The 23,037-nt window shown below is 66.2% G+C and carries 21 protein-coding genes and 1 pseudogene; 19 read left to right on the top strand and 3 right to left on the bottom strand.

What is annotated here, in order from left to right; genetic code table 11:
• From ACX80X_RS14230 to ACX80X_RS14215, 4 genes are all read left to right on the top strand, one after another.
• Entirely contained in the window at positions 1-777 is a 777-nt protein-coding gene (locus ACX80X_RS14230) for a demethylmenaquinone methyltransferase (RefSeq protein ID WP_246848588.1), read from the top strand.
• A gap of 3 nt (positions 778-780) precedes the next feature.
• Complete coding sequence (locus ACX80X_RS14225; RefSeq protein ID WP_459312423.1) at positions 781-2,112, top strand: geranylgeranyl reductase family protein; 1,332 nt, start codon at positions 781-783, stop codon at positions 2,110-2,112.
• Positions 2,109-3,209: a polyprenyl synthetase family protein gene (locus tag ACX80X_RS14220; protein ID WP_252598535.1), complete on the top strand. Its 1,101-nt coding sequence runs from the start codon at positions 2,109-2,111 to the stop codon at positions 3,207-3,209. The genes ACX80X_RS14225 and ACX80X_RS14220 overlap by 4 nt, the downstream gene beginning before the upstream one ends.
• A gap of 383 nt (positions 3,210-3,592) precedes the next feature.
• Positions 3,593-4,432: a type IV toxin-antitoxin system AbiEi family antitoxin domain-containing protein gene (locus ACX80X_RS14215; protein WP_459312421.1), complete on the top strand. Its 840-nt coding sequence runs from the start codon at positions 3,593-3,595 to the stop codon at positions 4,430-4,432.
• A gap of 114 nt (positions 4,433-4,546) precedes the next feature.
• On the opposite strand, the gene ACX80X_RS14210 is transcribed toward ACX80X_RS14215, so the two are convergent.
• Entirely contained in the window at positions 4,547-4,975 is a 429-nt protein-coding gene (locus tag ACX80X_RS14210) for a hypothetical protein (RefSeq protein WP_459312419.1), read from the bottom strand.
• Positions 4,976-4,988: 13 nt separating this feature from the next.
• A complete protein-coding gene (locus ACX80X_RS14205; protein WP_459312417.1) occupies positions 4,989-5,672 on the bottom strand; it encodes a trimeric intracellular cation channel family protein in 684 nt (227 codons plus the stop codon).
• Between the two features lie 61 nt (positions 5,673-5,733).
• On the opposite strand from ACX80X_RS14205, the gene ACX80X_RS14200 reads away from it, so the two are divergent.
• The 15 genes and pseudogenes from ACX80X_RS14200 to ACX80X_RS14130 all read left to right on the top strand — a co-directional run bounded on the left by ACX80X_RS14200 (position 5,734) and on the right by ACX80X_RS14130 (position 21,924).
• A complete protein-coding gene (locus ACX80X_RS14200; protein WP_252608390.1) occupies positions 5,734-6,465 on the top strand; it encodes a sirohydrochlorin chelatase in 732 nt (243 codons plus the stop codon).
• 1,081 nt (positions 6,466-7,546) lie between these two features.
• Complete coding sequence (locus ACX80X_RS14195; RefSeq protein ID WP_252598531.1) at positions 7,547-9,292, top strand: nitrite/sulfite reductase; 1,746 nt, start codon at positions 7,547-7,549, stop codon at positions 9,290-9,292.
• Entirely contained in the window at positions 9,256-10,014 is a 759-nt protein-coding gene (locus ACX80X_RS14190) for a phosphoadenylyl-sulfate reductase (protein WP_459312415.1), read from the top strand. The genes ACX80X_RS14195 and ACX80X_RS14190 overlap by 37 nt, the downstream gene beginning before the upstream one ends.
• Positions 10,011-10,958, top strand: coding sequence for a sulfate adenylyltransferase subunit CysD (gene cysD / locus ACX80X_RS14185; protein WP_058931586.1), 948 nt, complete (start codon positions 10,011-10,013; stop codon positions 10,956-10,958). The genes ACX80X_RS14190 and cysD overlap by 4 nt, the downstream gene beginning before the upstream one ends.
• Complete coding sequence (locus tag ACX80X_RS14180) at positions 10,959-12,386, top strand: sulfate adenylyltransferase subunit 1 (protein ID WP_459312413.1); 1,428 nt, start codon at positions 10,959-10,961, stop codon at positions 12,384-12,386.
• A gap of 128 nt (positions 12,387-12,514) precedes the next feature.
• Positions 12,515-13,680 (top strand): annotated as a pseudogene (locus ACX80X_RS14175) (RtcB family protein).
• A 112-nt stretch (positions 13,681-13,792) separates the two neighbouring features.
• Complete coding sequence (locus tag ACX80X_RS14170) at positions 13,793-14,929, top strand: ABC transporter substrate-binding protein (RefSeq protein WP_252613922.1); 1,137 nt, start codon at positions 13,793-13,795, stop codon at positions 14,927-14,929.
• A gap of 37 nt (positions 14,930-14,966) precedes the next feature.
• Positions 14,967-15,692 (top strand): ABC transporter ATP-binding protein, encoded by a 726-nt coding sequence (locus tag ACX80X_RS14165; RefSeq protein ID WP_141141322.1) that lies wholly within the window; start codon positions 14,967-14,969, stop codon positions 15,690-15,692.
• On the top strand, positions 15,682-16,638 hold the full coding sequence (locus ACX80X_RS14160; protein ID WP_252598527.1) for an ABC transporter permease: 957 nt from the start codon (positions 15,682-15,684) through the stop codon (positions 16,636-16,638). Before ACX80X_RS14165 ends, ACX80X_RS14160 begins: the two co-directional genes overlap by 11 nt.
• Positions 16,639-16,764: 126 nt before the next feature.
• The gene (locus ACX80X_RS14155; protein ID WP_459312410.1) at positions 16,765-17,217 is read left to right on the top strand and encodes an SRPBCC family protein; all 453 of its coding nucleotides are present in this window, start codon (positions 16,765-16,767) and stop codon (positions 17,215-17,217) included.
• A gap of 147 nt (positions 17,218-17,364) precedes the next feature.
• Complete coding sequence (locus ACX80X_RS14150; RefSeq protein WP_252573537.1) at positions 17,365-17,604, top strand: hypothetical protein; 240 nt, start codon at positions 17,365-17,367, stop codon at positions 17,602-17,604.
• Between the two features lie 8 nt (positions 17,605-17,612).
• Positions 17,613-18,557 carry a PLP-dependent cysteine synthase family protein gene (locus ACX80X_RS14145; protein WP_252569818.1) on the top strand — a complete coding sequence of 315 codons (945 nt, stop codon included), beginning with the start codon at positions 17,613-17,615 and terminating at the stop codon, positions 18,555-18,557.
• 134 nt (positions 18,558-18,691) lie between these two features.
• Positions 18,692-18,988: a putative quinol monooxygenase gene (locus ACX80X_RS14140; protein ID WP_252569815.1), complete on the top strand. Its 297-nt coding sequence runs from the start codon at positions 18,692-18,694 to the stop codon at positions 18,986-18,988.
• Positions 18,989-19,089: 101 nt separating this feature from the next.
• Positions 19,090-20,358 (top strand): uroporphyrinogen-III C-methyltransferase, encoded by a 1,269-nt coding sequence (cobA, locus tag ACX80X_RS14135; protein WP_252598524.1) that lies wholly within the window; start codon positions 19,090-19,092, stop codon positions 20,356-20,358.
• A gap of 99 nt (positions 20,359-20,457) precedes the next feature.
• On the top strand, positions 20,458-21,924 hold the full coding sequence (locus ACX80X_RS14130; RefSeq protein WP_252598523.1) for an FAD-dependent oxidoreductase: 1,467 nt from the start codon (positions 20,458-20,460) through the stop codon (positions 21,922-21,924).
• 102 nt (positions 21,925-22,026) lie between these two features.
• Here ACX80X_RS14130 and ACX80X_RS14125 read toward each other — a convergent pair whose 3' ends face one another.
• Positions 22,027-22,854, bottom strand: coding sequence for a DUF1206 domain-containing protein (locus ACX80X_RS14125; protein WP_252608406.1), 828 nt, complete (start codon positions 22,852-22,854; stop codon positions 22,027-22,029).
• Between the last annotated feature and the right edge of the window lie 183 nt (positions 22,855-23,037).

Here is a 23,037-nt window from a genome sequence, read left to right as displayed (position 1 = left end):
GTGAACCGAGCATCCTTGGAAAAGCGTCCGGACGAAGTAGCCACGATGTTTGACGACGTCGCACCTAAGTACGACGTCGTCAACGATGTCCTCTCCATGGGGCAAACCCGCCGCTGGCGCAGGATCGTGGTGGACGCCATGGACATGAAACGGGGCCAGCGGGTGCTGGACCTGGCCGCGGGAACCGGCACCTCCAGCGAGCCATATGCCGATGCAGGCATAGATGTCATCGCCTGCGATTTCTCCCTCGGCATGCTCAAGGTTGGCAAGCGCCGCCGCCCGGACATCAACTTTGTTGCCGGCGACGCCACCAATCTGCCGTTCGCGGACAACAGCTTCGACGCCAGCACCATTTCGTTCGGGCTGCGCAATGTCAACGAGCCCAAGAAGGCGCTGGCCGAGATGCTCCGCGTCACCAAGCCCGGCGGCAAGCTGGTCATCGCCGAGTTCTCCCAGCCCGTGGTGCCGCTGTGGCGCACCATGTATACGGAATACCTCATGCGCGCCCTGCCGGCCATCGCCGTGAAGGTGGCCTCCAACCCGGACGCCTATGTCTACCTCGCCGAGTCCATCCGCGCCTGGCCGGATCAGGACCACCTGGCCGCCTGGCTGCAGGAATCCGGCTGGGAAAAGGTCACATACCGCAACCTGACCGGCGGGATCGTGGCCGTGCACCGTGCCACCAAGCCGCTGGAATCAACGCCGGAGGGCGCAGCGGAGGCCATCGCCGCACACAAGGGCCCCGTGGCCAAACTCCGACGAAACATCCAGCGCTGACCTGTGAATGTTCTGATTGTCGGCGCGGGGCCAGCCGGTTCCACCGCCGCGTACTACCTTGCCAACGCCGGTATCAGCGTGACCGTCCTGGAAAAGACCAGCTTCCCGCGCGAGAAGGTCTGCGGCGACGGCCTCACCCCGCGGGCAGTCCGCGAAATCCAGAAGCTCGGCCTGCCGCACCCTGAAGCGGACGGCTGGCGCCGGAACAAGGGCCTCCGCCTCATCGCCGGCGGCCGCACCATCGAACTGCCCTGGCCCGAGGTCTCCGACTTCCCGCAGTACGGCCTCATCCGCACCCGGCTGGGCTTCGACGAGGAACTGGCCCGCCACGCCCAGGCCGCCGGCGCACAAATCCTCGAGCGGCACAGCGTCACCGAAGCCCTGCGGTCTGAAGACGGCCGCGTGACCGGCGTCCGCGCAGCGCTCCTGGACGAGTCCGGACGCAAGACGGGGGAGTCACGCGACTTCAGCGCCGACGTCGTACTCGCCGCAGACGGCAACTCCACCCGAACCGCCGTGTCGCTGGGCATCCAGAAGCGGGACGACCGCCCCCTCGGCGTCGCCGTCCGCACGTACTTCACGTCGCCCCGCCACGATGACGACTGGATGGAAGGCTGGCTGGAGCTCCCCGGCCGCGACGGAAAACTGCTCCCCGGCTACGGCTGGGTGTTCGGCGTCGGCGACGGCACCTCCAATGTGGGCCTCGGCATCCTGAACTCGTCGAGGGACTTCGGCAAGCTCGACTACAAGCAGGTCCTGCGCGAATGGACCAGCGCCATGCCCGCCGAGTGGGGCTTCACCCCGGACAACCAAGTGGGCGAAATCCGCGGCGCCGCGCTGCCCATGGGCTTCAACCGCACCCCGCACTACTCGCCCGGCCTCCTGCTCCTGGGCGACGCCGGCGGCATGGTCTCCCCGTTCAACGGCGAGGGCATCTCCTACGCGATGGAATCGGCACGGTTCGCGGCGGAGTTCATCGTCGACGCGTCCGCCCGTTCCTCTGCTGCGGGGGCAATGTACGACGCCGACGCGCACCTCGCGGGGTACGCGGACTATGTGCGGGGCCAGTGGGGATCGCACTTCACGCTTGGCCGGGCATTTGCCGCCCTGATAGGAAAACCCGCCATTATGAAGCTCGCGCTGCGGACCGGGATGCCCATACCCGTGCTGATGCGCTTTATAGTGCGGCTGCTCGCAAACCTGACCGACCCGGCCGCGAAAGGCTTCGAGGACCGGGCCATCCGCGTCCTGGAGTCGCTGGTTCCGGCCACCTCCAACACCCCACCGGCATCGAACCAGCGGTATCCGCAACAAAAAGTTAGGGTTAACCAGTGACTAACTCCGCAGACCACAGCTGGACGCACGCCGGGCACGGCCTGCCGGACTCCGAACCCAGCCTCAATACCACCGCCATTGCAACGGGACTGCAGCTGCCCGCGGGCTTCGCGGCCATCGCGGAGGACGCCGAGCTGGGCCCCGCCATCACCAATAACCTTGCCCGCGTGGAGAAGAAACTCCGCGAGGCCATTGCCAACTCCGATCCGCTGGCTGATGCAACGTCGCGTCACCTCGTGGAAGCCGGCGGCAAGCGTATCCGGCCTCTGCTGACGCTGCTGTGCGCCCACCTTGGCGACGCCTCACTGCCTGCCGTCGTGCAGGCGGCCGTGGTGGTGGAACTGACCCACCTGGCAACTCTGTACCACGACGACGTTATGGACTCGGCCCCGTTCCGCCGCGGCGCCCCCACGGCCCACGAGGTCTGGGGAAACTCCGTGGCGGTCCTCACCGGCGACCTCATCTTTGCCCGCGCGTCCATCCTGGTGTCCGAGCTTGGTTCCCGAGCCCTGGGCATCCAGGCCCGGACGTTCGAGCGCCTGTGCCTGGGCCAGCTGCACGAGACTGTGGGCCCGCGTCCGGACGAGGATCCGGTGGAGCACTACCTGTCCGTCATCGCGGACAAGACCGGTTCCCTGGTGGCCGCCTCGGGCCAGCTCGGTGCCATCTTTGCCGGTGCCGACGAGGCCTACGAGGACCTGCTGGTGGAGTACGGCGAGAAGGTGGGCGTGGCCTTCCAGCTCGCCGACGACGTCATTGATGTCACCGGCGTCAAGGTGAAGTCCGGCAAGTCCCCGGGCACGGATCTCCGCGAGGGTGTGCCCACGCTGCCCGTTCTGTTCCTGCGGCGCGATGCTGCTGCCGGTGACCAGTCCGCCGTCGAACTCTTGAAGCTCATTGACGGGGACCTGACCTCGGACGAGGCCTTGGCTGCCGCCGTGGCCGGACTGCGCGAGCACCCCGTCACTGCCGAGTCCTGGGTGATTGCCCGCCGCTGGGCCGACGAAGCCATTGCCGCACTGGCGCCGCTTCCCGAGGGTGTTGTGAAGTCCTCTCTGTCCAACTTCGCCCTGGCTGTGGTGGACCGCGCCAGCTGATTCTCTTCTTTGCAGCGGGGCCTCGGCGGGGTGAACCTGGCCGGGGCCCTCGCTCGTTAAATGCAATAGCCCCGGTTCTCAGCAACGATACGAGTCACACGTTGCGTCGAACCGGGGCTATATCTCCGTTCGCATCAGACCCGCCGGAGGCGTTTAGCGGATCCGTGAACAGTCTATGACAGATTTGTCACAGGATGCAAGCCTGCTGTTACTCCGCGTGTCACAGGCTACTTCGTCCTTCGTGGGGCACATTGCGGCGTCCGATGGGCCTTCCGGGCTGGAGAGACGGCGTTTCCGTGTCGAAGTGCCCCGCGACGGCCGCGTTGTCCACATGCGGCACCTTGGGTCTGCCCTTTGCTGTGGTCCAGGTGCACCGTGGAGTAATGGATATTGAGACTTTTCTCGGCGCGCGGGCAGGCGTAGCCCGGGCCTCGACGCTCCGAGAGGCCGGATTTTCCCGAACTTCCCTCGACAAAGCACTGGCGGCCGGGCGAATTGTGCGGATTCGACGAGGCATCTACAGCATGCCGCGTGAGGCAGGCGTGGTAGCCCTGGCGCTTCAGCACAACGCTCTGCTGACATGTCTGTCGGCCGCCCCCACGTACCAGCTGTGGACGATACATGACGCTGGTTCCGTGCACCTCAGTCCAAGGCATAAGAGGACACCGCCGGGGATGTTGACCCACGGCCGATGCCTCCACCCGTCCCACTCATGGCTGCCGGTGGCCGGTCTGGCCGATGTCCTGATTCATTCGTTGCGTTGCTTGCCGGCAGTGGAATCGTTGGTCATGCTTCAGTGCGCAGCCCAGCGGGGCGACATCAGCCTGGATTTCCTGCAGCGCAAGCTCTCGGGAAACCGCAACGCCCGCGCCAGGTCCGTCCTCGACAGCGTGGTCCCCAGGGCGGATTCCATCCTGGAGGTGCTGGCCAACTACCATTTCCGGCGAGCGGGCCTCCATGTGCGAAGGCATGTAGAGCTTCCGGGAGTGGGAGAAGTGGACTTCCTTATTGAGGAGTGGCTCGTGGTGGAAACCGACGGCAGTACGCATCTGGAACCACGGCAAGTAAAAAAGGACCGAAAGCGCAACAATGCCACAGTCATCGGCGGACGTCTTGGCCTCAGATTCGGCTATGACGACGTTGTCTATCACCCTGAGCGGATGGTGGGCCAGGTGTTGGCAGTACTGGAACTGTCGCGGCAGGGGGCTTTCGGCGCGAGGTGAGTCTCGCCGTCGTGGGGCACTTTGGGCGACGTGTCCGAAGAAACTGGCTTAGGAAGCGGCGCGTCCGTGTCGAAGTGCCCCGTTTAGGCCGCGCAGGCCGGGCAGGGGAGGACCCTAGTTTTCTACCTCTTCGTTGAAGGCCCACTCGAACATGTCGAAGACGAACTCGGAGAAGGTGCCTTCTTCGCTCTTCCACTGGCCGCGGGCGTTGTTGCGGCGGTACACGATGGGGTCCGGGATGCCGAGGTCGCCTACGCGGAAGCCCCAGGTGAACTGTTCTTCCTCATCCTCGAGGAACATCAGGAAGCCTTCGTCATCCACTTCCAGCTCTTCGGGATCCCAGAAGTAGTGGTACGCCTCCATGATGTCCTCGCAGCCGCCCACCGCCAGGTAAAACTCCTTCAGCACCAACGGGACCTGGAACTGGTGTTCGGCGAGGGCCGCGTCCAGCTCGTCCGCGGGCAGGCCATCTTCTTCCTGCCATTCGTCCTCGAGATACGTCGGAACAAGCGCGCGGAACTTCTCGAGGAACATGTCAGTCATGCTCATATCCTAGCTAACTGCGGCGAGCTCCCGAGCCGCCACCGGAGCCCCGCCGGTGCCAGCCATGCACGGCCAGCGGAACATACCAGGACCGGCGCCACGCTACCACTCGGAAAGCGAACACCACGGCCGCCACCGCGCACGCCGTCAACGCGTTGAAGGCCCCTGTCACCCAGAGCAGCGCGGTCAAAGCCGCCCCGCTGAAGGCCGGCAGCGCGTAGAGGTCCCGGGGGTTGAACAGCTGAGGCACCTCGTTCGCGGTGATGTCCCGCAGCAGGCCGCCGCCCACCGCCGTCGTCACGCCGAGCAGCATGGCGGCCACCGGGTTCATCCCCAGGGCCAGGGCCTTCAGCGTTCCGGTGATGCAGAAGAGGGCCAGCCCGCCTGCGTCGAACAGCACCAGCAGCGAGGTGTACCGCTGCACGCTGGAGTACAGGAAATACACCAGGACGGTCGCCAGCACCGGGGGAACCAGATACGCGGGGTTGGAGAAGGCCGCAGGCGTGGTGTTGAGGATGATGTCGCGGATGACGCCCCCGCCGAGGGAAACCAGGGACGCCAGCAGTAGCGACCCCACCAGATCGAACTGCTTCCGTGCCGCCAACAACGACCCGGAGACGGCGAAGAAGAAGACTCCGGCCAGGTCCAGCCATACAAGGTCGATGCCGAACGGCAATGTGTCGAACGGCAATGTCATGAGGCGTCCCGGCAGTTTCATGGTGGGCGGACAGGGCGGCTCCAACGTTACGCTAGCCCCTATGAACAACCCGATCATGATCGCCTGCGCCCACGGGACGTCCAGTACTCAGGGCGCCGCGGAGGTCAACGCCCTGCGCGCAAACATCGCTGCCCTGCGCCCGGGCCTTGACGTTCGCGAGGCCTACGTGGACGTCCAGCAGCCGGACCTCGTGGACGTGGTGGCGTCGCTGCCCGAAGCGGACAAAGCCGTCGTCGTGCCTCTGCTGCTGAGCGTGGGCTACCACGTCAAGGTGGACATCGCCCGGGCCGTGAAAAGCCGTACGGGCAGCCTGGCTGCCGCGCCGCTCGGCCCGGACCCGCGGCTCGCCGCCCTCCTGGACCAGCGCCTCCGCGAAGCCGGCGTCACGGACCGCGACGCGATCGTCCTCGCCGCCGCCGGCTCCTCCAACCCCAACGCCGCCGGCAGCGTCGAAGAGCTCGCTGACCAGCTGCGGGAGCTGCGGCGCAACCGGATTCTGCCCGCCTACGGTGCCTCTGCCCAGCCGTCGGTGCCCGACGCCGTCGCCATGCTCCGCCAGGAGCTGGCCGGAGGTGCCGGGGCGGGGGAGTCCGCGGGGGCCGTGGACGACGGCGGCCGCGTGGTGATTGCCTCCTACCTGCTCGCGCCGGGGTTCTTCCACGACCAGCTGGCCAAAGCCGGCGCCGACCTCGTGACGGAACCACTGCTGCCGTCCCCGGTACTCGCCGAGATCGCGCTGGAACGGTTCGATGCCGCCGTCGCAGCCGGGTGACCCGGGCAGGCCGAAGGCCCCGGAATGCGCCTCCGAGGGAAGCACATTCTGGAGCCTTGCAATTGGGGCAGCTTGAACCGCGGGGATCAGGCTGTCCCCGGACTCGGGCTCTTTAGCAGGTAAGCGGCACCGTTCCGGTCAGTCCGTCCGGGTTGCTCGCTGTGCAGGTGAAAATGACAGTTCCAAGGGGCTGTTCGATCACTAGGGTGATTGACGTCACCGTCAGCACCGGGTTGACGCCTGTCCAGTTCGGGTTCGGGCACCCAGCGTCGGCTCCACTCACTGTCTCGGGAGCCGTGAGTACGACTGGAAGTGTGGTGAGTCTGAGGGTCCCGTTCTTGACAGCATCGCGAGGAACTGGAGTGGCTACCGTTGCCGGTCCCACCAGTACCTTGTTTTGTCCTGGTGCGACGTTTCCGCCCTGGTTTTGGCACTGATAAACGGCAGTACCCTCAACGGAGACAGTGGCCACGAGATCTTCATTTCCAAGGCCCGCGAGTGTGGCCTTGCAGACGGTTGTTGCAGTGCTCCTGCCGTCCGAAAGGACCACGGTACAGACAGGCGTACCGCCACGCTTAAAGTGCGGGCTGGCGGCTTGGGCTGCTGATAGTCCTGTCATGAACACGAGCAGAATGGTTGCGAACAGCATCAAGAGGGGGCGGAGGTGGGATTTCATGGTTACTTCCTGGGGGCAGCAATGGTTTCAAACCAAAGATTTCGAGTTTAATCGAGTCAGTTGTGCCGGCCTCGATGCCGCCACGACCGATAACAGCCCCAGGTTCCCAGTAGTTACGGGGGCCAAACTCTGCGCAACTTCCCAGCTAGCAGCGCGAAAGTCGCGACCAACAGCAGATATTGACTTATTCAGAAATTCTGCTAGGGCAAGCCCAAGACTACCCCTGGCCGCGACCCTCGTCCATGGGTCGAGGGTGCCATCGGCGTCTAAGAACAATCACGTGTCGAAGCACAGCGGGCGGCCTTCTTCAAGGCTCTCCGGCGGTTCGTGACGAATTGTTTCCCTAGGTGACCTCCCGTTTCCGGGCCTTTGTGACGCGCTTCGGCGGGCACTTACAGTCGATGCATGACTGATACAGCTCTAGCCGGAGCGTCCGTGGACCCCGCCGCCGCCAAACGCCCCGCGCGTGCCTCCCGCCCCGCTGCAAAGCCGCACGGGCAGTGGAAAGTGGACGGCAAAACCCCGCTGAACGCCAACGAAACCTGGAAACAGGAAGACGACGGCCTCAACGTGCGTGAGCGTATCGAGACCATCTACTCCAAGGACGGCTTCGACGCCATCCCCAGCCAGGACCTCCACGGCCGCTTCCGCTGGTGGGGCCTGTACACCCAGCGCAAGCCCGGGATCGACGGCGGCAAGACCGCCACGCTCGAGCCGCACGAGCTGGAAGACAAGTACTTCATGCTCCGGGTCAGGATCGACGGCGGTGCGCTGACCACCGAGCAGCTGCGTGTCATCGGCCAGATTTCCGTTGATTTCGGCCGGGATTCCGCCGACCTCACGGACCGCCAGAACATCCAGCTGCACTGGATCCGCGTGGAGGACATCCCCGAGATCTGGAACAGGCTTGAGGGTGTTGGCCTGTCCACCACCGAGGCCTGCGGCGACGTGCCCCGTGTCATCCTGGGCTCGCCCGTGGCCGGCATCGCCAAGGACGAGATCATCGACCCCACGCCGCTTATCGCGGAGCTGGGCGAGCGTTTCATCGGCAACCCGCTGCTGTCCAACCTGCCGCGCAAGTACAAAACCGCCATCACCGGCCACCCCAGCCAGGACGTGGTGCACGAGATCAACGACTTCGCCCTGGTGGGAGTCCGCCACCCCGAACTCGGCGTCGGCTACGACCTCTGGGCGGGCGGCGCGCTGTCCACCAACCCGATGCTCGGCAAGCGCCTCGGTGCCTTCGTGAAGCCCGAGGAAGCCGCCGAAGTCTGGCTCGGCGTAACCAGCATCTTCCGCGACTACGGCTACCGCCGCATGCGCACCAAGGCCCGCCTGAAGTTCCTGATGGCCGACTGGGGACCGGCGAAATTCCGCCAGATCCTCGAGGATGAATACCTGGGCTACAAGCTGGCCGACGGGCCCGCCGCGCCCAAGCCCACCACGCCGGGCGACCACATCGGTGTGCACGAGCAGAAGGACGGCAAGTTCTTCATCGGCGCCACCCCGCTGGCAGGCCGCCTGTCCGGCGCTCAGTTGATCAAGCTCGCGGACACCCTCGAGGCCCGTGGCTCATACCGCCTGCGCACCACCCCGCACCAGAAACTCGTAGTGCTGGACGTTGCCAAGGACCACGTGGAACCGCTGGTTGCCGAGCTGGATGCCCTAGGCCTCTCCGCACGCCCGTCCGTGTTCCGCCGCGGCACCATCGCCTGCACCGGCATCGAATACTGCAAGCTGGCCATCGTGGAAACCAAGGTCACGGCCGCCACCGCCGTCGCTGAACTGGAACGCCGCCTGGCGGACCTCGCGGAGTCCGGCGAACTGCCGCACGCGTTGTCCCTGCACATCAACGGCTGCCCCAACTCCTGCGCCCGCATCCAGACCGCGGACATCGGCCTGAAGGGCATGATGCTGCCAACGCCCGACGGCGACCCCTCCCCGGGTTTCCAGGTCCACCTGGGCGGCGGGCTGGCTTCCAACAGCCGCGAAGAGGCTGGTTTGGGACGCACCGTCCGCGGCCTGAAGGTGTACGTCGAGGACCTGCCGGACTACGTGGAACGCGTCGTCCGCACGTTCGTGGCCCAGCGCGCCGAAGGCCAGACCTTCGCCGAATGGGCCCACGCAGCAGACGAGGAGGCCCTCCAGTGAGCAACACTCAACCTGCCAACGTCCTCCGCACCCACGACGAGCTGAAGGTCATCGCCGAATCCGGTGCTGCCGAGCTCGGCTGGGACGCCCCGGCCCGCGACGTGATCGCCTGGGTGGAGCGCAACTTCGACCTCTCAGCGGTCGCCGTCGCGTGCTCCATGGCCGACGCCGTCCTGCCGGCCCTGGTCGCTGACCAGATGCCCGGCGTCGACGTCCTGTTCCTGGAGACCGGCTACCACTTCCCGGAAACCTACGCCACGCGTGACGAGGTGGCCGCGAACCTCCGCGTCAACGTGGTGGACGTGCTTCCCGAGAGCACCGTGGAACAGCAGGACCGGCTCCTGGGCAAGGATCTTTTTGCCCGCGACGCCGCCCAGTGCTGCGCCCTCCGCAAGGTGGCACCGCTGCGCCGCACCCTGGCCGGCTACGAACTCTGGTTCACCGGCGTCCGCCGCGACGAGGCCCCCACCCGGACCAACACCCCGCTGGTGACCTGGGACCACGTCAACGGCCTGGTCAAGGTCAACCCGGTGGCCGCGTGGACGTTCGACCAGCTGGTCCAGTACTCCGATGACAACCTCCTGCCCGTCAACCCGCTGCTTTCGCAGGGTTACCCCTCCATTGGCTGCCAGCCCTGCACCCGCAAGGTAGCGCCCGGCGACGACCCCCGCGCCGGCCGCTGGGCAGGCACCGACAAGACAGAATGCGGACTACACGTATGAGCACTTTCCTAACTGAGGAGACCACCCAGGTGACTGAAGCCGCCGTATCCACGCGCCTCTCCAGCCTGGACGCCCTCGAGTCCGAAGCGATCCACATCATCCGCGAAGTCGTCGCCGAGTTCGAGAAGCCTGCGCTGCTGTTCTCCGGCGGCAAGGACTCCGTGGTGATGCTGCACCTGGCCACCAAGGCTTTCTGGCCGGGCAAGGTCCCGTTCCCCGTGCTGCACGTGGACACCGGCCACAACTTTCCCGAGGTCATCGACTTCCGTGACCGCACCGTGGAGCGCCTTGGCCTGAAGCTCGTGGTGGGCTCCGTGCAGGAGTTCATCGACCGCGGCGAACTGGCCGAGCGTGCCGACGGCACCCGCAACCCGCTGCAGACCGTCCCGCTGCTGGATGCCATCCAGCAGAACAAGTTCGACGCCGTCTTCGGCGGCGGCCGCCGCGACGAGGACAAGGCCCGCGCCAAGGAGCGCATCCTGAGCCTCCGCGACGAGTTCGGCCAGTGGGACCCGCGCAACCAGCGCCCCGAGCTGTGGAACCTCTACAACGGCCGCCACACCGTGGGCCAGCACGTCCGCGCGTTCCCCATCAGCAACTGGACCGAGCTGGACATCTGGCGCTACATCGAACGCGAGAACATCGAGCTGCCGGGCCTGTACTACGCCCACGACCGCGAAGTGTTTGCCCGCGACGGTATGTGGCGTGCGGTCGGCGAAGTTTCCCAGCCGCTGCCGCACGAGGAAGTCATCGTCAAAACCGTCCGCTACCGCACCGTGGGCGACATGTCCTGCACCGGTGCCGTTGAATCGGACGCAGCCACCGTGAGCGACGTTGTGATCGAAGTTGCCGCCTCCACCATCACCGAACGTGGCGCCACCCGTGCAGATGACCGCATCTCCGAGGCCGCCATGGAAGACCGCAAGAAGGATGGTTACTTCTAAATGAGCACCGAAACTTCACTCCTGGCCGCCGAGCTGGAAACAGCCCTGCCCACCACGCTGTTCCGCTTCGCCACCGCGGGATCGGTCGACGACGGGAAGTCCACTTTGGTGGGCCGTCTCCTGCACGATTCCAAGGCGATTCTTGCTGACACGCTCGACGCCGTTGCCCGCACCTCCGCGGACCGAGGCTTCGGCGGCGCGGCAGGCGGCATCGACCTGGCCCTCCTGACCGACGGCCTGCGCGCCGAGCGGGAGCAAGGCATCACCATCGACGTGGCCTACCGTTACTTCGCCACGGACCAGCGCAGCTTCATCCTGGCCGACTGCCCCGGGCACGTTCAGTACACCAAAAACACGGTGACGGGCGCGTCCACGGCGGATGCCGTCGTCGTACTCATTGACGCCCGCAAGGGTGTCCTGGAGCAGACGCGCCGGCACCTGTCCGTGCTGCAGCTGCTGCGGGTGGCGCACGTGATTGTGGCCGTGAACAAGATCGACCTGGTGGACTTCAGCGAGTCCGTGTTCCGTGAGATCCAGGCCGATGTGCAGCAGGTGGCCCGCGAACTGGGCATCGGCTCCGCCGAGCTGGGCAGCGCGGACCACATCGATGACCTGCTGGTGATCCCGGTGTCCGCCCTCGACGGCGACAACGTGGTGGACCGTTCCGAGCGCACCCCCTGGTACGACGGTCCCGCCCTGCTGGAGGTCCTCGAGACCCTGCCCGCCGCAGACGAGATCGACACGCAGCTGGAGAGTTTCCGTTTCCCGGTGCAGCTGGTCATCCGGCCGCAGGGTGCGCTGGCTCCCGACGCCGTTGCCGGCGGCCTGGACGTTGAGGCCTACCGTGACTACCGCGCGTACGCCGGCCAGATCACCGAGGGTTCGGTGAAAGTCGGGGATTCGGTGTCCGTGCTGACACCGGGCCAGGCTCCGCGCACGACGACGGTGATTGGCATCGATTTCGCCGGTGATTCGCTGGAGGAAGCGTTCGCCCCGCAGTCCGTGGCGATCCGCCTGGCGGATGAGTTCGACGTGGCCCGCGGTGACACGATCGCCGCCTCCGGCACCGTCCGCGAGTCCACCGCCGACCTGTACGCCGCGCTGTGCTGGCTGTCGCCGAAGCCGCTGCGGGAAGGTGCCAAGGTGCTGGTCAAGCACGGCACACGCACCGTCCAGGCGCTGGTCCGCAGCGTCAGCGGCAAGCTGGACCTGGCCACGTTCAAGCTCGAAGGCGCGTCCAGCCTGGAGCTGAACGACATCGGCCACGCGCAGCTCCGGCTCGCCGCGCCGCTGCCGCTGGAGAACTACCTGCACCATCGCCGCACCGGCGCGTTCCTCGTCATCGACCCGCTGGACGGCAACACGCTGGCCGCGGGCCTCGTCAAGGACCACCCGGGCGACCACGAGGACGAGCGCTACTCCATCTAAGCCCGAGCTTGAGCTGCCCTGCCCCGCATGAACGGTGTTGCCCCAACACCGGTTATGCGGGGCAGAGCTGTTCCTAGGGCTTGTGGGCCTGAGTCTGCCGCACCATGATCGTCAGTGGGAGGCGCGGCGTGGAGACCATCAACAGCAAGCTCATCAGCTGGGCCTCGATCCTGGACGCCAAGACCCGCGAGCAGGCGCTGGCCACGTCCACGCTGCCGTTCATCTACCCGCACCTTGCCCTGATGCCGGACGCGCACCTGGGCAAGGGCGCCACCGTCGGCTCGGTGATCCCCACCCTGCGCGCCATCATCCCGGCCGCCGTGGGCGTGGACATCGGCTGCGGCATGATCGCCGTGCGGACCCAGTACTCGGTCAAGGACCTGCCCAAGGACCGCAAACGGCTGCGCGAGGACATCGAACGGGCCATTCCGTTGTCCGCCGGGCACAACAACCGGCGGGTCATGGCCACTGCCGAACCGCGCGTTGCCGAGCTCCGGAAGCTGGCGGCGCAGGCCGGCTTCAACCCGGCCCAGTATCTGGCCAAGTGGGAGCTTCAGCTGGGCTCGCTGGGATCAGGCAACCACTTCATCGAGGTCTCCGCCGACGAAACCGACGCCGTCTGGCTGTTCCTGCACTCGGGCTCGCGGGGCGTGGGCAACAAGATCGCGCAGCACCACATCGGCGTCGCCCAGCAGGTGACGCGTAAACGCGGGACCAGGCTGCCTGACCCGGACCTCGCCTACCTGGAGGAGGGTACCAGCGAGTTCGCCCGCTACATCAAGGAACTTCGCTGGGCGCAATATTTCGCCCTTCTGAACCGCGAGGAAATGATGGACCGCGTCATTACTCAGTTCGGGCACTGGGTGGGCGGCCATGTCAAGGAGCGCGAGCGGATCAACTGCCACCACAACTTCACCCAGCAGGAGACCCATTACGGCAAATCCGTGTGGGTATCGCGAAGGGGGCGATCAGAGCCGAGCACGGCGATCCGGGACTTATCCCCGGGTCCATGGGGACGGCGTCGTACGTAGTGGAGGGGCTGGGGAACCCCGTCTCGCTGAACTCCTCCCCGCACGGGGCCGGCCGCGAGTACTCCCGGACGGCTGCCCGAAAAACGTTCTCGCTGGCCGAGCTGAAGACGGCCATGCAGGGCATCGAATTCCGGGCAACCGAGGCGTTCATCGACGAAATTCCGGCGGCGTACAAACCCATCGATGTGGTGATGAGGGACGCGGCGGACCTGGTCACGGTGCGCCACAAACTGCGGCAGCTGGTCAACGTCAAAGGGGACTGAGCCGGGCCCGGAATGTGACGCTGCATGAACCCGCGTGACCCCCCGTTTCTGCTTCATTGAATGGGTTTAGGTCACTCCCTATGGTGAAACAATGACTAGTTCCAAGCCCGGGATGACCCGCATCGTGGCAGGCGAAAGCGCCGTACCCAAGCGCAAGCGTGCCATCGAGGCGGCCCTGGCCATCGGGCTCGTCTTCCTGATCGCCGCCGGTGCCGTTGTGGCGTCGTCCATCTCCCGTAATACTGCGGCAGAGGCAGCCCTCCCGTCGCCCACTCCGGCCGCAGAACTGAAGCTTGGCTACTTCGGTAACTTGACGCATGCCCCGGCCCTGGTGGGCGTGAAACAGGGGATCCTCGCCCGGAATCTGGGCAACACCAAGCTCAGCACCGAAACTTTCAACGCCGGGCCTGCCGCGATCGAGGCCCTGAACGCCGGCGCCATCGACGCGGCATACATCGGCCCGAATCCCGCGATCAACTCGTTTGTCAAGAGCGAGGGGGAGTCCGTCAGCGTCATCGCGGGCGCCGCAGCGGGTGGGGCGCAGCTGGTTGTGCGTCCGGAAATCAACTCGGCGGCCGAGCTCAAGGGCAAGACCCTGGCCTCGCCTCAGCTGGGCGGCACGCAGGACGTGGCGCTTCGCGCCTGGCTCGGCTCGCAGGGCTACAAGACCAACGTGGACGGCAGCGGCGACGTTTCAATCAACCCCACGGAGAACGCCCAGACGCTGAAACTGTTCCAGGATGGAAAGCTCGACGGCGCGTGGTTGCCTGAGCCGTGGGCGTCCCGTTTGGTGCTCCAGGCCGGAGCCAAGGTCCTGGTGGACGAAAAGGACCTCTGGGACGGCTCGCATTCCGGCAAGGCCGGCGAGTTCCCCACCACCATCCTGATTGTGAATAAGAAGTTCGCCGCCGCGCACCCGGACACCGTGAAAGCCCTGCTGCGCGGCCACGTGGAGTCCGTGGCCTGGCTGAATGACGCGCCTGCCGCAGAGAAAACAAGTGTCATCAACGGCGCCCTGCAGGAATCGGCAGGCGCGGCGCTTCCCGCCGATGTCCTTGACCGAGCCCTGCAGAACGTGGTTTTCACGGTGGATCCGCTCGCGGGAACCTACCCCAAGCTCCTCGAAGACGGCGTGAAAGCCGGCACCACGAAGCAGGCGGACATCACCGGACTGTTCGACCTCCGTGCCCTGAACGAAGTCACCGGGACCGCCGAACGGGCCTCCGCGGCCGGCCTCGGCCAGGACTGACCGCCACCTACCGCACCAACTACTTAAGGACGGGACCATGCCAGTCGTACTGGAAAACCTGGGCAAGCGCTTCGGCGACGGCGCCCCGGTGCTGGACGACGTCAACGCCAATATCGGCGCGGGCGAATTCGTAGCCCTCCTCGGTGCATCCGGCTGCGGCAAATCCACCCTGCTGAACATCATGGCGGGACTGGAGGTCCCGACGTCGGGCGCCCTTGAAGTACCCAGCGACGGAGCAGCCTTTATGTTCCAGGACGCTGCCCTCTTCCCCTGGCTGACGGCGCGGGAGAACATCGAGCTGGCCCTGAAGCTGCGCGGTGTGGGGAAGGCTGAACGCCGGATCAAGGCCAACGAGCTGCTCGAGCTGGTGCATCTCGGCGAGGCGGGGGACAAGCGTCCGCACGAGCTTTCCGGCGGCATGCGCCAGCGCGTGGCACTGGCCCGTGCCTTGTCGCAGGACCGGCAGCTGCTGCTGATGGATGAGCCGTTTGCCGCCCTGGACGCCATCACCCGCGACCTGCTGCACGACGAGCTGGAACGAATCTGGAAGGAAACCGGGCGGACAATCGTTTTTGTGACCCACAACGTCCGCGAGGCCGTGCGGCTGGGCCAGCGTGTGCTGCTGCTGTCGTCCCGGCCCGGCCGCGTGGTCCAGGAATGGGCCGTCACCGAGGAACACCGAACCGACGCCGGCCTGGCCGGACAGCTGACCGGGGTCATCACCGCCCGGCTGCGGGAGGAGATTCGCCGCCATGCCAAGTAACCCCACGCCCCTCGCCGAGACCGAACCGGTGGTCGAGAGCAAGCCGGAAACCCGCAAAGTCCACGCCGCCCTGACCCGAACTTCCACCGGGCATGAGGACCTGCGCGAGCTCGAGGCCGGGCTGGATTCGCTCCAGTCCGACGCCGCGCGCAAGCACCGTATCGACTGGAGCCGTGTGCTTCTGCCCGTCGCGGCCCTCGTGGTCCTTGTCCTGATCTGGCAGTTCTACGTATCCCTGGGCCTCAAGCGCCGCGACCTTGTGCCCGGTCCGCTCGACGTCCTGGGCCAGATCGGCATCCTCTGGGGTGAGGCCAAACTGCAGGAAGCGGTGTGGACCTCGCTGCAGCGCGGGCTGGTCGGGTTCCTGATCAGCGTTGCCATTGCCACGCCGGTGGGGTTGCTGCTGGCCCAGGTTGCGCCGCTGCGCCGTGCCTTCGGGCCGCTGATTTCCGGCCTTCAGGTGCTGCCGTCCGTAGCCTGGGTGCCCGCGGCCATCATCTGGTTCGGGCTTACTGACGCCACGGTCTACTTCGTGGTGTTTATGGGTGCGATCCCGTCCATCATCAACGGGCTGATCTCCGGCGTGGACCAGATCCCGCCGCAGTACCGACGGGTGGGCACCGTCCTGGGTGCGAACCGTTTCCAGATGGCCGTGCAGATCATCTTGCCTGCCGCGCTGCCCGGCTACCTCAGCGGGCTCAAACAGGGCTGGGCGTTCTCCTGGCGATCGCTTATGGCCGCGGAAATCATCGCCGTGGGCGGCACCATAGGCTTCGGCCTCGGCTCCATGCTGAACCAGGGCCGCGACTTGGCCGACATGACTATCGTGATGTCCGCAATCCTGCTGATCCTGGCCGTCGGCATCCTCATTGAGCTGCTGGTGTTCGCGCCGATCGAGAAGCGCCTCCTCCGCAGCCGAGGCCTCCTCTCGGGAAGCACCCGCTAGGCCGCACCGGCAACGCCCCGCAAAACCCAACCCCCGCGAAACCTAACAGCAGAGCCCGACGGCGAGACCCGCCGTCGGGCTCTGCTGCTGCTTCCGCGACCAATGTGGGTCTGGCAGACTGGCGCCATGACCGTAAGCTTCGTGTGCCGCACCGAGTCCGCACTGCCCCCGGAGCGTCTGTTCGACCTCGCGCGCAGCGTTGACGCCCACGTGGACTCGCAGCGGGGTGCGGGGGAGCGGGCCATTGCGGGAGTCATGTCCGGGCTGATCGATGAAGGCCAGGAAGTGACCTGGCGGGCCCGGCACTTCGGCGTTCCGCTAACCATGACCAGCCGCATCACAGCGCTGGAGTTTCCCGCCAGCTTCACGGATGATCAGGTCAGGGGGCCGTTCAAGTCATTCCGCCATGTCCATGAGTTCCAGGCCACTGAGACTGGCAGCATCATGACGGACCGCGTCGAATTCACCGCGCCATTCGGCATTCTGGGGCGCCTCGCTGAGCGGCTGATTCTCCGCGGTTACCTGCAACGCCTAATCGCGCACCGTGGCCGGTTCCTGGCGGGCCCTTGGACAGCATGAAGCGTCCTTAACGGGAAGACGTCGCGGAGCGGCTGGATGCCGTGGTGGTGGAGTTCACCAGAATGATCGTCGAAACCGAGGCGCAGCAGCGGACCATGTTGAGGCTTTCCCTGGAGCAGCCGGGGGACGGGCGCCCGGAGCCTGCCCTTGCGGCAGGGGCGTGCGATCGCCTGGATCTCGGAGGCGCTTGCCCCGCTCCAGGGCCAATGGGCCGGCCAGGACATTCAACGGCTGGTCCTGGCGATCCGCAGCGCCACGGGCATTGAATCCCTGGTCTGGCTGACGGACGTCGGCGGCCTGAGCAGGGAATATGACGCGGCTCTCGGTCCTGAGGGGTATATCTTGGGACTTATCCGGAGTCATCAGGGCGGGCGTTGCGCGATGTGAGGAAGACCATGGAACGTGCGGTGGGGGCAGGCGGGGGCGTACTGGCGGGGATAGGTTCTACGCCACTGATCGAGCTGGGCAAAGTGGTACCGGCGGGATCGGCCAGGGTGCTCGCGAAGCTGGAGTTTGCGAACCCTACCGGGAGCATGAAGGACCGGATGGCCGTGGCCGCGATCAGGGGTGCAGAAGCCCGCGGCGACCTCAGCCCGGGTGACACCGTCGTCGAGTACACTGCCGGGACAACAGGCATCTCGCTCGCGTTGGTCTGCGCAGCCGAAGGTTACCGGCTCCACGTCGTTTTTTCGGACGCGTTCAGCGATGAGAAGCGCCGCACCATGGAGGCGCTCGGAGCAACGGTCGAGGACGTGCCAAGCGACCACGGAAAAATCACGGAGCAGCTGATCAAAGCGATGATCGCCCGGGCGGGTGAACTGAGCGCGCAGCCGGGCCATTGGGCCTGCGACCAGCTCAACAACCGGGATGCGATCACGGGTTACCTCGCCTTGGGCCAGGAAATCTGGCAGCAGTCCTATGGCCGCGTCGACGCTTTCGTCCAGTTCGTCGGCACCGCCCACTCGATCCACGGCACGGCGCGTGCCCTTCGCGCCCACCTTCCCGGGCTGCGGGTCGTCGCCGTCGAGCCGGCCGAGTCTGCCGTACTCTCCGGGGGCCCGACGGGCTCGCACCGGATCGAGGGGACCGGCATCGGCTTTATTCCCCCGCTTTGGGAGCCAGCGGAGGTGGATGCGATTGAACGGGTCTCATCCGACGAAGCGATGGCGATGAGCCGGCGGCTTGCCCGCGAGGAAGGCATCTTTGCCGGGACCTCCTCCGGAGGAAATGTCGTGGCCGCGCTGCGTGTGGCCGAACAGCTCGGTCCAGACGCAACCGTTGTCACCGTCATGGTCGACTCCGGCTTCCGCTATCTCAGTACTGGACTGTACGGCCAATAGCCGGGACTCACAGGGCGACGCCCTCACCGGACTCCTTCATTCCGTCGGACCCTTGTTCTGGTCCGGGCATCTTCCTAGACTCTGGAATAGGCCGGCAGGCGGCCGATTCCGCTGATGTTCTTGAGGAGACTGCAATGGCGCTTAACTTTGGAGTACTGGCACTGGTCGAGGCCAAGCCGGGCAAGGAGCAGGACGTCTGGGACTTCCTCAGCGGAGGCCGTGACATCGTGGCCACCGAGCCGGGCACTAAAACCTGGTACGCCTTCCGCGTCGACGAAAACACCTTCGGCATCTTCGACACCTTCGAGACTGAGGAAGCGCGGCAGGAGCATCTCAACGGTGCCATCCCGGCGGCGCTCGGCGAACACGGCCCAAGCCTCCTGGCCAGGGATCCCAACATCCGGCTGATCGAGCTCATCGCCGTGAAGTAGCCCCGAACCGGGCAGCACCGAATGTGACGCCCCGTTACCCTACGTGAACTGGTGTTTCCGCTGCCGTTGTTGGTGAAACGACGCGGCCCTACCGTTGATTCATGGCAATTCAGGATATTTACCCCACAGCACTGCGGCTGCTCGGCCGCCCCGTGCTGGTGGTGGGCGGCGGCCCCGTGGCAGCCCGCCGCGCCAAGGGTCTGCTCGACGCCGGTGCGCGGGTCACCGTCGTGGCTCCCGTTGCCTCCGCCGCGCTCCGCGAACTGGCCGACGCCGGCCTCCTCACTTGGGAGCCGCGCACATACCTTGCGTCCGACGTCGACGGCGTCTGGTTCGTCCAGACGGCCACCGGCGATCCCGCCGTGGACACCCAGGTGTCGGTCGACGCCGAGGCGCAGCGCATCTGGTGCGTCAACGCCTCCGACCACGAAGCCTCAGCCGCGTGGACGCCCGCCGTCGCCGTGGTGGATGACGTGCAGATCGCCGTGAACGCCGGGGGAGACCCGCGCCGCGCCATGGCCCTGCGTGACGCCGTCGCCACCGCACTGGAAACCGGCGACCTCCCGCTGCGCCGCCGTCGTGCGTCTGCGGGCTCCGTGGCCCTTGTGGGTGGCGGTCCCGGCGACACCGGCCTCATCACCGTCCGCGGCCGCAGGCTGCTCGGCCAGGCCGACGTTGTGGTGGCAGACCGCCTCGGCCCGCGCGAACTGCTCAACGAACTTGCCCCCGACGTCCGCGTGATCGAAGTGGGCAAGACCCCCGGCCACCATCCCGTGCCGCAGGCCGAGATCAACCGGATCCTGGTGGACGAAGCCCTGATGGGGCACCGCGTGGTCCGGCTCAAGGGTGGCGATCCGTACGTCCTGGGCCGCGGCGGCGAGGAAGCCGAATACTGCCGGCAGCACGGCGTCGAGGTTGAAGTTGTCTCCGGCGTGACGTCCGCGATCTCCGTTCCGGCCGCCGCCGGCATCCCCGTGACTCACCGCGGCCTGGCCAAGGGCTTCAGTGTGGTCACCGGCCACGAGGAGCTGTCCGAGGTCCCCGCCCGGGCAGATCACACCATCATCCTGCTGATGGGCGTGGCCGCACTTCGGGATTCGGCCGCTGCCCTGGCCGGCGCCGGTTTGCCTCAGGACACTCCAGTTGGCATCGTTGAGAACGGCTATCTGCCGAATCAGCGCGTGACGATCGGCACGCTCGGTTCCATCGCCGACCAGGCGGAAGCCACCGGCGTCGCAAATCCTGCCGTGATTGTGATCGGCGACGTTGTCCGCGTCAGCCCGTTCGCGCCGTCGCACTTCAAGACAGCGGACTACAGCACCACCACCCCGAACAGCCCCCGCACCACCGCAAGAGCCCTCACCACCTAGCCACCCACCCAACTAGGTAGCGCTAACTGTCGTTATGAGCCCTCAAAACGACAGTTAGTGCTACCTAGTTGGGCCGGTACGAACAAAAGGAACACAGCCGTGTCATCAAGCACCTCCGTAGGATCTGCCGAGCGTCCGCTGCGCGTTGCCGTTGTGGGCTCCGGCCCGGCCGGCGTCTACGCCGCGGACATCCTCACCAAGAGCGAAGCCGTCAAGAGCGGCGAGCTCACCGTGAGCATCGACCTCTTTGACCGCTACCCGGCACCCTACGGTCTGATCCGCTACGGAGTGGCCCCGGACCACCCGCGCATCAAGGGCATCGTCAACGCCCTGCACAAGGTCCTGGACCGCGGCGACATCCGCTTCTTCGGCAACGTGGATTACGGCACGGACATCTCCATCGAGGACCTCCGCACGCACTACGACGCCGTCATCTTCGCCACCGGCGCCATCAAGGACGCGGACCTGAACATCCCGGGCATCGAGCTGGACGGCTCCTACGGCGGAGCGGACTTCGTCTCCTGGTACGACGGCCACCCCGACGTCGCCCGCGAATGGCCGCTGGACGCCAAGGAAATCGCCGTGATCGGCAACGGCAACGTGGCCCTGGACGTGGCCCGTGTCCTGTCCAAGCACGCCGACGACCTGCTGGTCTCCGAAATCCCGGACAACGTTTACGCAGGCCTGAAGAACTCGCCCGTCACGGACGTGCACGTCTTCGGCCGCCGTGGCCCGGCCCAGGTCAAGTTCACGCCGCTGGAGCTCCGCGAACTGAGCCACTCCAAGGACGTGGACATCATCCTTTACGCCGAGGACTTCGAGTTCGACGAGGAATCGGACCGCCAGATCCAGAGCAACAACCAGACCAAAACCATGGTGGGCACCCTCACCAACTGGATCGCCGAGCAGCCCGAGGACCTTTCCGAGCTGACCGCCTCCCGCCGCCTGCACCTGCACTTCCTGCACAGCCCGGTGGAAATTTACGACGACGCCGTGGCGCCGGGCAAGGTTGCCGGCATGAAGTTCGAGCGCACCGAGCTGGACGGCACGGGCAACGCCCGCGGCACCGGCGAGTTCGTGGACTACCCGGTCCAGGCCGTCTACCGCTCGATCGGCTACTTCGGTTCGGCGCTCCCGGAGATCGAATTCGACCACAAGAAGGGCGTGGTACCGAACGACGGCGGCCGCGTCCTGGATGCCGCCGGCACCCACGTGCCGGGCATCTACGCCACCGGCTGGATCAAGCGCGGACCGGTAGGCCTGATCGGCCACACCAAGGGCGACGCACTCGAGACCGTGACGTACCTGCTGGAAGACCGCGAAAACCTGCCGGTCGCCGCTGTTCCCGAGGCGGACGCCGTCGTCGAACTCCTCGACGCCCGCGGGGTGAAGTTCACCAGCTGGGAAGGCTGGCTCGCGCTGGACGCGCACGAGCTCGCCCTTGGTGCCGCGGCCACGGAGGCCGGCGGTTCGCACGGTGTTGAGGTCAAGCGTGAGCGCATCAAGGTGGTGCCGCGCGAGGACATGGTTGCCATCTCCCGCGACGGCGTGGCCGCGAACGTCTAGTCCGAGCCAGCACCCGCACAACAGCGCGAACAGGCAGCTAATGACCGCAAACCGCAAATTTGAGGTCATTAGCTGCCGGTTCGCGCTTTTTCGTCCGGGGCCCTACATCCTGCCAAAACGGGCCCGGACCAGCGCGAACAGGCCGTAGCAGATAAAGCCCGCCCCGATGGCGACGAGCAGGTGCGGGCCGAACGGATGGTCGCGGAGTGCCTTCAGGCTGCCGTCCAGACCGGTTGATTCCTCGGGACTCTGCTTCCCGGCGGCGATCACAAACAACAGCCCGGCCAGGTTCAGCGCGATTCCCTTAGCCACGTGGCCCGTTACGCCCAAGGTATCAATCAGCCTGCCGCGGCGGGTGCCCTCGAACCGGAAGAGCTCGTCCTTGAACCCGCGCCGGACACCCTTGACCACAAAGTAGACGCCGACGCCCATCGTGGTCAGGCCCACCGCCACCAGCACAGGCAGCCCGAACGGCGCATCCAGGAGGGCGGTGCTGAAATCCCGGGTGGTGTCTCCCGAGTCTCCGCGAATTCCCACGGCGAACCCCGCAAAGCTGAGCCCCACGCTGCCATAGGCAATGGTCAGGCATCCTGACGAGATCAGTTTTCCCCAGCGCTTCGCACTGGGCAGGTGCCGGGCACGCAGGGTGGCTTCACTCAGTTGCCACAACGCCAGGCCGGTGCACGCCACCACACACGACCACAGCACGGCCGGTCCCCACGGGTTGGCGCCCAGCTGCTCGATGGCACCGGTGGCTTCCGCCTGCCCCGGCTGACCGAAGGCCAGGGCGATGGCAATGACGCCAACAATGATGTGGAGCAGGGCCATCACGGCAAAACCCGAGCGCGCCACAACGTCCAGCGCCTTGGTGTCGGACGCCTCCTCGACGGCGTCTGCCGCCTCGCTGATGCTGGATTCCCCGTCTGCCATTATTGCCGTTCGTCGGTCTTTAGGCGTGCAGTGTGCCGGCTCCGGGCCAGGTCATGTGCGTCTGTCTATGGCGAAGATATTACGCGCAACCATGGTGGAAGTCGGGGTTTCGTAACATTGGTAAGTGTGCTTATCATAGCTTGTCAATGACCTTACGGGGCACAGCCAGTACAGACCGCACCA

The sequence above is a fragment of the Pseudarthrobacter sp. MDT3-1 genome (genome assembly GCF_054510755.1).
The sequence above is the reverse complement of the archived record's forward strand: the minus strand, read 5'-3'. Positions and strand labels throughout refer to the sequence as shown.